Here is a 12,303-nt window from a genome sequence, read left to right as displayed (position 1 = left end):
GATCACCAGCCGCAGGTTTGGCCTTTGTTCTGTTCTTCCAGCCAGGCGAGCAACGGCGCGAAATATTCCGTGATCGCCGATGCATCCATCTCGCGCGTGCCGGTCAGTTTCTCGAGCGTGTCCTGCCAGGGCTGGCTCTGTCCCAGCGCCAGCATTTCGCGGAAGCGTCTGCCCGCCTCCTCGTTGCCGTAGATCGAACATTCGTTCAGCGGGCCCTGGAAGCCCGCCGCCTGACAGAGCGCGCGATGGAACTGGAACTGCAGGATGTAAGACAGGAAGTAGCGCGTGTACGGCGTGTTCGCCGGAATGTGATATTTCGCACCCGGATCGAAATCCTCTTCGGTGCGAGGCACGGGCGCGGCCACACCCTGATACTGCTCGCGCAGCTGCCACCACGCGGCATTGTAATTCTCCGGCTTGATCTCGCCGGAGAACACTTTCCAGCGCCATTCGTCGATCAGCTTGCCGAACGGCAGGAACGCGAGCTTGTCGAGCGCCAGCCGCATCTGCTGATTGATGGTCGCTTCCTTGCTCGGCTTCACGGCGCCAGCCAGGCCGATCTGGTGCAGATAAGCCGGCGTCATCGACAGATTCACCGTGTCGCCGATGGCTTCGTGGAAGCCGTCGTTCGCGCCGCTCTGATACAGATACGGCTGGTCCTTATAGGACAAGTAATAAAACACGTGACCGAGCTCGTGATACACCGTCATCAGGTGTTCCTGCGTCGGCTCGATGCACTGCTTGATGCGCACGTCTTCCTTGCCGTCCATGTGCCACGCGCTGGCATGACACTGCACGTCACGATCGCGCGGCTTCGCGAGCAAGGAACGTTCCCAGAAAGTCTGCGGCAGTTTCGGGAAGCCGAGAGACACGTAGAAATTCTCGGCCGACTGCGTGATCTTCACCGGATCGTATTTTTGTTTCTCCAGCGCCGCAGTCACATCCAAGTCGGTGGCGCCAGGGTAGGGCTCGACCAGGGGATAAATCTCACCCCACTGTTGCGCCCACATGTTACCGAGCAGCTGCGCTGGAATCGGCTTGCCGGCGGGCACGTGCTCCTGGCCGTAAGTTTTCTGCAGCTTGCCGCGAACATAACAGTGCAGCGAGCCGTACAGCGGCTTCACTTGTTCCCACAGTCGCGCGGCTTCCTTGGTGAAATCGTCCGGCGGCATGTCGTAATTCGAGCGCCACATCGCGCCGAGATCGGCGAAGCCCAATTCTTTCGCGCCTTCATTCGCCAGCTCGACGAAACGCACGTAGTCCTTGCGGATCGGCCGCGCTGTTGAATGCCAGCCAGTCCACGCGTCGGTCAATTCGTCGTAGTTCCGACTGTTGGCGAGGATGTCGCTCAGCTCGGTCTGGTCTTTACACGACTCGGGGCCCTTGGGGCAGTACTTCGCGGCGCCGTACATGCCTTCCATTTTCGAAGTGAGGGCGGCCAGCTCGGCACGCTTCGTAGCATCGGCGGGCGCGGGCGCGGCGACGCCGAGCTTGAGCAATTGCACCGAGCGAGCGGCGTTCGGGCTCAGCTCATCCGGTTTGTAAGCCTTGGCTTTTTCGACGGCGCCGCTGAAATACTCCAGCACGCGCTCGTTGGCCTTCGCATTGAGGAACTCGGTGTCGACATTGATGAAGGTCGCGTACGCGAACCCGGCCGAGCTTTGCTCATGCGACCGCTCCGCGAGCTCGCGATTGAGACGCTCGATGAAAGCGTCAGCGTTTTCGGCCTGGGCCGCGGGAGGCTGTGGCTTGCGCTCGCAGCCGGCAATGGCAAGCACGGAAGCGACCGCTGCAGTCAGTCGCACGCATAGACGAGTCATGGCTGTTCTCCGACGGAGTTACTTCACACCCGCCATCATCTTGCGGATGAACGGGGTCAGCACCAGCAACACCACGCCGGCAATGAAGCCCCACCAGAACAGATACAGGAATTGCCCGGGCATGCTGGGCAGATCGTTCGGATCGATCTCGCCGGCGAACTGACCGGCGAGGTTGTTGCCGAGCGCGGTGGCGAGAAACCACAAGCCCATGACCTGGCCGACGAAGCGCGGCGGCGCGAGCTTGGTCATCGAGCTCAGGCCCACCGGGCTCAGACATAACTCGCCGAATGTATGCAGCAGGTACGTGAGCATGAGCCAGGTCGGCAGCACCTTCTCGCCTGCGACGACGTAGCGCGCAGCGAGAAACATCACCAGGAAGCCGAAGCCCATCAGCATCAGACCGATGGCGAATTTCGCGGGCGCCGACGGATCGAGATTGCGTCGACCCAGGTTCACCCAGATCGCCGCGAACACCGGCGCGAAAATAATGATGAAAGCCGGGTTCACTGCTTGCAGCGTGCCGGCCGGCAATTCCCAGCCGAACATCATGCGATCGGTGTGACGCTCGGCGAACAGGTTGAACGATGCGCCGGCCTGCTCGAAGCCCGCCCAGAACATGGCACAGGCGATGAACAGCGCGATCATCGCGACCACGCGCTTGCGCTCGTCGAGCTGCAGGCCGGCGGCGAACAGCAGGTAACCGAAGAAGCCGGCGGCCAGCGCCACCAAGGCCCAGTTGAGCGCCTTCGAAACAGCGAGTGGATCGAGCTGCAGCATGCCGAGCAGCACCGCTGCCATCACGGCGACGAGCACCACCATGAAACCGACGATGGGAGTCCAGCTGGCGGGCTCGCCCATCGGCACCACACCGGAGGTGCCCAGGTAATGTTTGGTGACCTGGAACTGCACCAGGCCGATCAACATGCCGATCGCCGGCAGTGCGAAACCGGCATTCCAGCCGAAGGCCTCGGCGGCCATCGGGACCAGCAGCGAGCCCAGCGTCGCGCCGACGTTGATGCCCATGTAAAAAATGGAGAAGCCGGCATCGCGTCGCGAGCCGCCCTCGGGATAGAGCTGCGCGACGATGGCGCTGATATTGGGCTTGAGCAGGCCGACGCCGAGCACGATCACCATCAGGCCGATGAAGAACAGCTGCGTGTTGCCGGTGGCGAGGCAGCCGTTGCCGAGCATGATCATCACGCCGCCCCAGAACACCGCGCGCTGTTGACCGATCAGACGGTCGGCGATCCAGCCACCCAGCAAGGACAGCAAATACGTGCCGGAAATGTACAAGCCGTAAATCGCGCTGGCGGTGCGATCGTCCAGGCCGAGCCCGCCATCGGCGATGGCCGCGGTCATGAACAGGATCAAGATGGCCCGCATGCCGTAGTAGGTAAAGCGCTCGAACGCTTCGGTGGCGAACAGGGTCATCAGGCCACGGGGATGACCGAACACCTGCGGCCCATGGGTGGAATCGCGTTCGATGCTTTGATTCATACGGGAAGGATCTCCCTGCGGCAGCTCGCGGGCGCGGCGCTGCTGTTGTTATGGATGGCAACCATGACAGAAATCATGGAGGCGCAGTCTCACCGAAGAGCGCGCCGCGGGGCAAGCTTGGGTCGCGGCGCGGAGCTCAAAAGCTTTCGATGTATACCGAGACGTTCAGGTCTCGTCGTCGCTCGGCTTGCTCTCGGCCCGCTTCTTCAACAGGAAGCGCGACAGCAGGATGCCGATCTCGTACAGCAGGTACATCGGCCCCGCCATCATGGTCTGCGAGATCGCATCCGGCGGTGTCAGGAACGCGGCGACGACGAAAATTCCCAGCAACACGTAGCCGCGGTTCTTGCCCATCGTGTCGACGCTGACCATGCCGGTCGAGGCGAGCAGCACGGTCGCGACCGGAATTTCGAACGCGATGCCGAACGCAAAGAACAGCAGCAGCACGAAATCCAGATAGTTCTGCATGTCCGTCATCATCTGCACGCCGGCCGGCGCGCTGGTGGTGAAGAATGCAAACATCAGCGGGAACACGACGAAGTAGGCGAAGGCCACGCCGGCATAGAACAGCACGATGCTCGAGACCACCAGCGGCACGGCAAAGCGCTTCTCGTGCTTGTAGAGGCCGGGCGCAACGAAGGCCCAGGCCTGATACAGCACGTACGGCATCGAGATGAAGAGCGCAACGAACAGGCCCAGTTTCAGCGGCGCGAGAAACGGCGAGACCAGGCTGGTTGCGATCATCGACGTGCCGGCCGGCATCTTTTGAATCAGCGGCGTCGCCACCAGCGTGAACAGCTGGTTCGAGTAGATCGCACACGGGATGAAAACGATGCCGATGCAGATCACCGCACGCAGCAACCGGTCGCGTAATTCGACCAGGTGCGAGATCAGCGTGCCTTCGGCTAATTGTTCACGCTCGTCAGCACTCATGCGCGAGCTCATTGCACAGCTTTTGTCGCGGGCGTCTCGGCAGCCGATTGTGGCGGCGGCTCCATGCCAGAAACCATGGTTTGCAGATCCAGTCCCGAAGCATTGTGAGGTTTATCGCTGGCGGGTTGTGGCTCGCTCGGCGCGACTGCCTCCGCACCGGCCGTGGTCTCGGCGTAGGGAGGTTGAGCCGGCGCAGCGGCGGTATCGGTCGAAGGTGGAGGCGATGCTGGCGGCGGCGACTGCATGGGACGGGACTTGGTCATCTCGTCCAACGAGACTTCCTGTTCCAGCTGCGTTCGTAACTGACGCGCCATGGCGCGGGCACGGCCGGTCCAGCGGCCGACCTTCTCGGCCAGGCCAGGTAACTTTTCCGGTCCCAGCACCAGCAGCGCCAGGCCCAGGATCAGGACGATCTCGGTGAATCCGACTTCGAACATCGCGCGCCCGGGTCAGAGCATCAAGCGTTGGAGCTCTTGCTGCCCGACTTCTCGGACGTTGAATTGAAGTCAGCGTCCTTCTGAGGGGAATTGAGCTGCTGAGTCTCCTTCTCGTCCTCGCTGTCCATGGCTTTCCGGAAGCCTTTGACGGCGCCACCCAGATCCGAGCCGATCGTCCGCAGCCGCTTGGCGCCGAAGATCAGCAGCGCAATGGCGAGGATGATCAGAAGTTCTTTGAAACCGATGCCCATTCGACTCTCCCGCTTCGCAAAGCCGCCGGATCATACGCCACCCATCTGTCGATTGGGTGTCGGCGGCCGTGGAAAACTCTAGCCCTTGCCCGGTCCTTCCGGCGGCGCCTGCAGCCAGAACGTCACCGGACCGTCATTCGTCAGGCTGACCTGCATGTTGGCGCCAAACTCTCCACTTTGGACCGCGCCCAAGCGCGCGCGTGCCCGCCCGACCAGGTAATCGAACAACCGCCGCCCTTCCTCGGGCGCGGCGGCCGGACTGAATCCCGGACGAGTGCCGCTGCGAGTGTCCGCCGCCAGTGTGAACTGCGAGACCAGCAACAGCTGTCCGCCAATGTCCTGCAGGCTGCGATTCATGCGGCCTTCGCTGTCTGGAAAAACGCGGTAGGTGCACAGCCGTTCCAGCAACCGGTCGGCCTGCGACTCGCTATCGCCGCGCTCCACGCCCACCAACACCAACAATCCCGTCTCGATGGCGCCGACTTGCCGATCGGCCACACGAACTTCGGCGTGGGTTACGCGCTGGAGCAGGCCGATCATGGGAAACCGTGATGTGGAGGGTTCCGCAGGATAGCGGACGCGGGCCGGACATGAATGAAGATTCCGTAACAGCGCATAGCTTCCACAAGGCTGGGCAATCTGGCGACATTCCGGCGTAGCAACTCCACTTATCGGCCGATACTTCACCCTTGACGCTATCAGCTCGGGACATCGGCCGCTCCGAGGCTGAGGGAGAAGCCTTCGGGGGCATGGCTAGGGCCGATGGCCATGAAAGTGGGAAAATCAAGCACAATTACGGCACGGTTCAACCTTGAGGTGCATCTCCGGAGCGAGCGGCGCCTTAAAACAGAACCTGCTGCTGGCGCGAGCTACTGGGACCTGCGGGCCAGAGCCGTCGGCTTCGTTATGACAGCTGCTGCACTGTCATGGAGTTTTCTTCACCCAACCCGCTGAACCGTAAAACAATCTTCCCGCCGCTGTCATTTACCGGTCACGTTGCGGGCCGAGTCTGCGCGCACTGCAAAGCCTCGTCGCAGGAGGTGAACCATGAGCCCGACTCCGAGCAAACCGGTCTTCCGCTTCCGTAGCGTGTTCATTTCGGACATCCACCTGGGCTTCCGCGGCTGTAGCGCGGATTACCTGCTGGACTTCCTGCACTCGGTCGAGTGCGACACGCTCTACCTGGTCGGCGACATCATCGACCTGTGGAGCCTGAAGCGCTCGTTCTTCTGGCCGCAGCAACACAACAACGTCATCCGGACCATTCTTGGCAAGGCCAAGGCCGGCACGCGCGTCATCTACATCCCGGGCAATCACGACAGCGTGTTCCGCGAGTACTGCGGCATGGTGTTCGGCAATGTCGAGATCCATCGCGAGTTCGTCCACGAGAACGCCGACGGTCGCAAGTTCCTGGTCTTGCACGGCGATGAATTCGACAGCGTCATCAAAGCCAGCCCGCTGCTCGAAGCGCTGGGCAATCGCGCTTACGCCTTCATTCTCAAGCTGAACCGCTATGTGAATTTCTTCCGGCGCGCGTTTGGCGCCCCGTACTGGTCGATCGCTGCGTTCTTGAAACACAAGGTGAAGAACGCGGTGAAGTACATCGCCAACTTCGAGCGCGCTCTGGCCGACGAAGCGAAGCGCCGCAATCTCGACGGCATCGTCTGCGGCCACATCCACCGCGCCGAGATCACCGAGATCGACGGCATCACTTACTGCAACGACGGCGACTGGGTCGAGAGCTGCACGGTGCTGACCGAAGACGACGAAGGGCGCATGTCCCTGCTGCGCTGGACGGAGCAGAAGCAGGTCGTGGCGCACACCGGGATGGTCGCGACGTTGCCTATCGGACAGGCCGCGTGAAGATAGCGATCGTTACCGATGCGTGGCGGCCGCAAACGAATGGTGTCGTCAAAACGCTGAGCACGACCGCCGACGGCTTGCGCGCGCTCGGTCATGATGTGCACATCGTCGAGCCGAATCAGTTCAAAACATTTCCGTGTCCGACGTATCCGGAAATCCGGCTGGCTTGGCTGCCTTACGGTCGTGTATCTGAGTTGCTCGAGGAATTTGGCCCGGACGCAATTCACATCGCCACGGAAGGAACGTTAGGCGCTGCCGCTCGAAAGTGGTGCTTGCGTCGACGGTTTCCGTTCACCACGTCGTATCACACGCAGTTTCCCGAGTACGTTCGCGCGCGAGTACCAATTCCACTCGCTGTGAGTTATGCACATTTGCGACGCTTCCATTCGGCGGCTGCACGCACGATGGTCGCCACACCGGCCATGCAGCGTCTGCTCGAGTCACGCGGGTTCAGGAACATCGTGCGCTGGACGCGAGGCGTGGATGTTTCTTTATTCAAGCCGCGCTCCAAGAGTTTCCTCGATTTCCCCCGGCCTATCGCGATGTATGTGGGCCGAGTCGCCATCGAGAAGAACATCGAAGCGTTCCTGAAGCTGGACCTGCCCGGCACCAAAGTCGTGGTAGGCGACGGCCCCGCACGCGCCGAGCTCGAGGCGAGATATCGGAGCGCGAAATTCGTCGGCTTCAAATTCGGCGAAGAGCTCGCGGCGCACGTCGCTGCAGCGGATGTGTTTGTATTCCCCAGCCGAACCGACACGTTTGGTTTGGTCTTGCTGGAGGCGATGGCTTGCGGCGTTCCCGTTGCTGCTTATGCCGTCACTGGCCCCATCGACGTCGTGAATCAAGGCGTCACTGGCGAACTCAACGAAGATCTCCGCGCTGCTGTCTTAGCCGCACTCAAGCTCGACCCGAACCAGTGTCGCGCCTATGCGCTGGCGAACACGTGGGAAACAGCAACGCGGCAGTTTCTTTCTCATCTCGCGCCGAGAACGGCAACTGCGGGCGTTGTTGAGTCGGCGCTCGATTCGGCGTAGCGGTAGGAGAAGAGGGCGTCGGTGGTTCGGCAGCGCCAGGGCCGGGGGTGTTCTCCCGGCACCGCGCACCCGCCTGCGCACGCTTCGCTCCCGCTAGCGCGGGCGCCCTGCTTGTACGTCCCCGTAGCGCTGCTACGAAAGGTCCATGCTTTTCGAAGCTGCCGGGAGGACACCCTCGGCCCTGACGCTGCCGAGCCACCGCCGCATCAAGCGCACTCTGAAACGGGCGATCCCGAACGACCGCCGCATCAAGAGCGCTCCTAGCGAGCCGCCCCCAACATATCCAACGCTCCATGCAACAACGCCGTCGCTCCGGCCAGCTCAGGCACAATGACCAAGTGCGCGCCGGCGGCACGCAGCGCCGGCTCATTCACCGACTGCTCAGCCCGGGCCGCTATAACCACCGACGGATTCAAAAGGCGCAGCTGATTGATCGCCGCCCGGGCCGGGGCGAAGTCGGGCAGGGCGACGACCGCCAGTCGGGCATTGGCGACATGAGCAGCTTCCAGCACGGTAGGCGAGAATGCGTTGCCATAAATTGCTGGCAAGCCATCGGCGACGCCGTCCCGCACCCGTGACAATCTCGAATCGATGACGGCAACGCTGATTCCCGCCTCCCGCAAGCCGCGGGCGACACTCTGGCCCACTCGGCCGTAGCCGATGACGATCGCATGAGCTTCCAGTTGCGCGCCTTCGCCGCTCGCGCCGGTGCCGGTGTCGAACCAGCGGCGCAGCCTGCGATTGTGCAGCATGAATTCGCCGACCTTGGGCGCGATCGCGAACGCCGAAGGTGTCAGCACGATGGTCACCAGCGCCGAAGTCAGAATCAGATTGTAGAGCTGCGGCGAAAGGGCCTGAGTCTGCAGTCCGATTTGCGCCAGTACGAAGTTCAGCTCGCCCACCGGGATCATGCCGAGCGCGGTAAAGGCTGCGGTGCGGGCCGTCAAGCGGAACGGCACGATGCCGATCGCGGTGGCCGCGAACTTGAGCAGCACAGTGAATGCCGCCACCGCGAGCACTGCCGGCCAGTTGGTGATGATGAAATTGAGATCGATCAGCATGCCCACCGACACGAAAAACAGTGTCGCGAACAGGTCGCGCACCGGCACGACCTCGGATATCACGCGATGATCGAACTCGCTCTCCGACAACAGCAGCCCGGCTACGAACGCCCCGAGCGCGGGCGACAGGCCGAGCAAGGTGCTGACACTCGCTGCACCCAGCGCCAACACGGCGGCAGTGACGATGAACAATTCGGACGAGCGCATTCTGGAGATGTGGCCCATCAGAAACGGCACGGCTCGCAGACCGACCGCCAGCGACACGCCGATGAACACCGTCGCTTTCAGAATGGTGATGCCGACATCGATGGCGACCTCCATCGGCGTTGCGCCGGCTTGAGTCGCGACCAGCTGCGGCAGCACCACGATCAGCACGACGATGATCAGGTCCTGCACGATCGCCATCGACAGCAGCAGCCGGCCGTGGCTGGAGGCGATCTCGCCTCGGTCCAGCAATGTTTTCAGGATCACCATGGAGCTGCTGGCCGCCAGCGCGACGCCGAACACGGTGCCGGCCAGCACACCCCAGCCCATCACCAGCCCGGCCAGCGTGCCGCCGAGAATCGTCAATACCACCTGCACCGTGGTGCCGATGGTCGCGATGGCACGCACCCTCGCCAGGTCCTTGAGCGAGAACGCCACGCCCAGGCCAAACATCAGGAAGATCACGCCTACATCGGCCAGCAGCGCAATTTGTTCGCGATTGCCAACGAATCCCGGGGTGAACGGTCCAATGGCCACGCCGGCCAGCAAGTAGCCGAAGATCGGCGACTGGCGCAGCCAGCTGGCGAGGAAGCCGCCGGCCACCGCGATGGCGAGCGCGACCGCGACGTTCAGGACCAGGGGTATTTCATGATTCATGCATGATTCGTCGGGGCCTGAGGGCGGCGTGGGTTCCGGCGCAAAAGGCGAGGGCAATGTAGCATGCGTCGCGGCCTTGCCACGGGTTTGCCCGAATCCTGCCGCAAGCTGGTCGCAGTAATCCTGCAGTGGACGACACGTATTCGAGATGAGAGCACTGAAAAAATATCGCAAGCAGATCTTTGCCGGCGTCGCCCTCGCTTTCGGCATCGCGGCGATCGCGTTCACGATCTGGGTGTTCACGCTGGACCGCAAGGTCACCAGTCAATTCGAGGGACGTCGCTGGACCCTGCCCGCGCAGGTTTATGCCCAGCCCACGGAGTTGTATGTCGGCCAGACGTTCAGCGCCGAGACGCTCGAGCAGGATTTGCAGCGGCTCGGTTATCAACGCGTCGACAAGCCTCAGCATCCGGGCAGCTACAGCCGCAAGGGCGCGCGCATCGATTTGATCAACCGTCGATTCCAGTTCTGGGACGCGTTGCAAGAGCCGCAGCTGCTGACTGTCAAAACAAACGGCAACGCCATCGAGGATCTGCGCAATGGTCGCAACGAGGAAGTGCCGATCTTTCGGCTCGACCCGCTGCTGATCGGCAGCATCTTCCCGATTCACGGTGAAGACCGCGTCGTCGTCACGCCCGAGGAAGTGTCGCAGCTGTTGCCGTCGGCGCTGAAAGTCGTCGAGGACCGCAAGTTCGACACGCATTGGGGCGTCAATCCCACCGCCATCATGCGCGCCGCGTTCGTGAACTTGCGCGCCGGCGCGATCGAGCAAGGCGGCTCGACGCTCACTCAGCAGCTGGTGAAGAGTTATTTCCTCGACAACCGGCGCACGATCGGTCGCAAGATCGAAGAAGCCATCATGGCCATGCTGCTGGAAGTGCACTTCAGCAAGCAGGACTTGATGAATGCTTACATCAACGAGATTTATCTCGGCCAGGACGGCCAGCGGGCGATTCACGGCTTCGGTCTCGCCAGTCAGTTCTACTTCGGCAAGCCGCTAGCCGAATTGCAGCTGCACGAAGTTGCATTGCTGGTCGCCATCGTGCGCGGGCCGTCTTATTACGATCCGCGTCGTCACCCGAAGCGTGCGCGCGAGCGTCGCGACATGGTGTTGAAGCTGATGGCCGATTTCGGCGTCGTGGCGCCGGACATGGCGAAGAAAGCGGCGAAGCGTCCACTGGGCATCGTCAGTGCCGGGTCGCAGGCGGGCGGCGGTTACTACCCGGCGTTCCTCGATCTGGTTCGTCGCACGCTGCGACGTGACTATCGAGAAGAAGATTTGACCGAGGCCGGGCTGCGGATCTTCTCGACCCTCGACCCGACCGTGCAGACGCAGGCCGAGAAGGCGCTCACGCAGGAGTTGGATCGACTCGACAAGACCCGCAAGACGAAGTCGAAAGCGCCGCTCGAAGGCGTGGTCGTGGTCACGGCTCCGCAGAACGGTGAAGTCATCGCCATGGTCGGCGGCCGGCAGGCGAGCTTTGCGGGCTTCAATCGCGCGCTGGATGCGAAGCGCTCGATCGGCTCGCTGGTCAAGCCGGTGATCTATCTGGCCGCGATCGAAAGCGGGCAGTTCAACGCCGCGTCCATCATCGAAGACGGTCCGGTGTCCGTGAAGCTTGCGAATGGCCAGCTGTGGGAACCGAAGAATATTTCCGAGCAGTACTACGGCCCCGTGCCACTGGTGCGTGCGCTCGCGCAATCCATGAATCTCGCGACGGTGAACCTCGGCATGTCGGTGGGCTTGCCGAAAGTAACGCGTGAGTTCCTAGCCCTCGGCCTGGAGAAAGAGCCGCCGCAGTTGCCTTCCGTGCTGCTCGGATCGCTCGATGTTTCTCCGCTGGAAGTCGCGCAGCTGTACAACGCCTTTGCGAACGGCGGCTTCAGTACGCCGTTGCGGGCGGTGCGTTCGGTGCTCGACACGGAAGGCAAGCCGCTGAAGTCGTTTGCCCTGGAAGTGACGCCAGTGGCGAGTCCCGACGCTGTTTATCAGGTCAATCGGATGATGGTCGAAGTCATCGAGCACGGCAGCGGTCGCGGCGCGCGTGCGCAGATTCCGCCGCAGATCGTGGTGGCCGGCAAGTCGGGCACGTCTTCGGATTATCGCGACAGCTGGTTCGCGGGCTTCTCGGGCAGCCATCTCGCGGTCGTGTGGATCGGTCACGATGACAACACGCCCACCGGCTTGACCGGCTCGTCGGGTTCGCTGCCGGTGTGGTCGCGCCTGATGGCGAATATTGGAACAACTTCCTGGAGTGCGCCGTTGCCGGAAAGCCTGGAAGAAACCTGGATAGAATTCCCCACTGGCCTGGGCGCCCGGCCGGACTGCGGCGAGGAACCGATTGCCATTGCCGTGCCGAAGGGGACCCAACTGCCGATGCAGCCGTCATGTGGAACCAACGTGTTCGGCGAGTTCGGCGAGAAGGCCCGGGACTGGTGGCGGGGCATTACCAGGCAATGACGGGGAACCTGAGTCCAGCGGTTCAGTTTCGGGCGAACACTTTTTCAGTCGATAACGGTCTAACAGTCGCGTGATTACCTGGCAG

At 62.3% G+C, this 12,303-nt stretch carries 10 protein-coding genes; 3 read left to right on the top strand and 7 right to left on the bottom strand.

The window, feature by feature from the left end:
* Positions 1-2: 2 nt before the first annotated feature.
* The 6 genes from EK373_RS04300 to dtd form a co-directional block, all read right to left on the bottom strand.
* Positions 3-1,820: a M2 family metallopeptidase gene (locus EK373_RS04300; RefSeq protein ID WP_129641495.1), complete on the bottom strand. Its 1,818-nt coding sequence runs from the start codon at positions 1,818-1,820 to the stop codon at positions 3-5.
* An 18-nt stretch (positions 1,821-1,838) separates the two neighbouring features.
* Positions 1,839-3,317, bottom strand: a complete 1,479-nt coding sequence (locus EK373_RS04295; protein WP_129641494.1) for a peptide MFS transporter — start codon at positions 3,315-3,317, stop codon at positions 1,839-1,841.
* Between the two features lie 165 nt (positions 3,318-3,482).
* Positions 3,483-4,250 (bottom strand): twin-arginine translocase subunit TatC, encoded by a 768-nt coding sequence (gene tatC, locus EK373_RS04290; protein ID WP_129641493.1) that lies wholly within the window; start codon positions 4,248-4,250, stop codon positions 3,483-3,485.
* Between the two features lie 8 nt (positions 4,251-4,258).
* The gene (tatB, locus tag EK373_RS04285; protein WP_129641492.1) at positions 4,259-4,687 is read right to left on the bottom strand and encodes a Sec-independent protein translocase protein TatB; all 429 of its coding nucleotides are present in this window, start codon (positions 4,685-4,687) and stop codon (positions 4,259-4,261) included.
* Between the two features lie 20 nt (positions 4,688-4,707).
* Positions 4,708-4,938: a twin-arginine translocase TatA/TatE family subunit gene (gene tatA / locus EK373_RS04280; protein WP_129641491.1), complete on the bottom strand. Its 231-nt coding sequence runs from the start codon at positions 4,936-4,938 to the stop codon at positions 4,708-4,710.
* Positions 4,939-5,016: 78 nt separating this feature from the next.
* Positions 5,017-5,478 (bottom strand): D-aminoacyl-tRNA deacylase, encoded by a 462-nt coding sequence (gene dtd / locus EK373_RS04275; protein ID WP_129641490.1) that lies wholly within the window; start codon positions 5,476-5,478, stop codon positions 5,017-5,019.
* A gap of 507 nt (positions 5,479-5,985) precedes the next feature.
* Here dtd and EK373_RS04270 point away from each other — a divergent pair.
* Together EK373_RS04270 and EK373_RS04265 are read left to right on the top strand one after the other, a co-directional pair.
* Positions 5,986-6,801, top strand: coding sequence for a UDP-2,3-diacylglucosamine diphosphatase (locus EK373_RS04270; RefSeq protein ID WP_129641489.1), 816 nt, complete (start codon positions 5,986-5,988; stop codon positions 6,799-6,801).
* Positions 6,798-7,835 (top strand): glycosyltransferase family 4 protein, encoded by a 1,038-nt coding sequence (locus EK373_RS04265; RefSeq protein ID WP_129641488.1) that lies wholly within the window; start codon positions 6,798-6,800, stop codon positions 7,833-7,835. The genes EK373_RS04270 and EK373_RS04265 overlap by 4 nt, the downstream gene beginning before the upstream one ends.
* 260 nt (positions 7,836-8,095) lie before the next feature.
* Here the strand turns inward: EK373_RS04265 and EK373_RS04260 are convergent, their stop codons facing one another.
* Positions 8,096-9,757 (bottom strand): cation:proton antiporter, encoded by a 1,662-nt coding sequence (locus EK373_RS04260; RefSeq protein WP_198683059.1) that lies wholly within the window; start codon positions 9,755-9,757, stop codon positions 8,096-8,098.
* A gap of 148 nt (positions 9,758-9,905) precedes the next feature.
* Between EK373_RS04260 and mrcB the strand changes: the two genes are divergently transcribed.
* Entirely contained in the window at positions 9,906-12,218 is a 2,313-nt protein-coding gene (gene mrcB, locus EK373_RS04255) for a penicillin-binding protein 1B (protein ID WP_129641486.1), read from the top strand.
* The last annotated feature ends 85 nt before the right edge of the window (positions 12,219-12,303 follow it).

Origin of the sequence: Peristeroidobacter agariperforans (genome assembly GCF_004138335.1) — a bacterium.
GTDB classification, from domain to species: domain Bacteria; phylum Pseudomonadota; class Gammaproteobacteria; order Steroidobacterales; family Steroidobacteraceae; genus Steroidobacter; species Steroidobacter agariperforans.
The sequence above is the reverse complement of the archived record's forward strand: the minus strand, read 5'-3'. Positions and strand labels throughout refer to the sequence as shown.

Coding starts and splice junctions, on each gene's coding strand:
- EK373_RS04300 (WP_129641495.1), bottom strand. CDS start 1,820: ATGACTCGTCTATGCGTGCGACTGACTGCAGCGGTCGCTTCCGTGCTT.
- EK373_RS04295 (WP_129641494.1), bottom strand. CDS start 3,317: ATGAATCAAAGCATCGAACGCGATTCCACCCATGGGCCGCAGGTGTTC.
- tatC (WP_129641493.1), bottom strand. CDS start 4,250: ATGAGTGCTGACGAGCGTGAACAATTAGCCGAAGGCACGCTGATCTCG.
- tatB (WP_129641492.1), bottom strand. CDS start 4,687: ATGTTCGAAGTCGGATTCACCGAGATCGTCCTGATCCTGGGCCTGGCG.
- tatA (WP_129641491.1), bottom strand. CDS start 4,938: ATGGGCATCGGTTTCAAAGAACTTCTGATCATCCTCGCCATTGCGCTG.
- dtd (WP_129641490.1), bottom strand. CDS start 5,478: ATGATCGGCCTGCTCCAGCGCGTAACCCACGCCGAAGTTCGTGTGGCC.
- EK373_RS04270 (WP_129641489.1), top strand. CDS start 5,986: ATGAGCCCGACTCCGAGCAAACCGGTCTTCCGCTTCCGTAGCGTGTTC.
- EK373_RS04260 (WP_198683059.1), bottom strand. CDS start 9,757: ATGAATCATGAAATACCCCTGGTCCTGAACGTCGCGGTCGCGCTCGCC.
- mrcB (WP_129641486.1), top strand. CDS start 9,906: ATGAGAGCACTGAAAAAATATCGCAAGCAGATCTTTGCCGGCGTCGCC.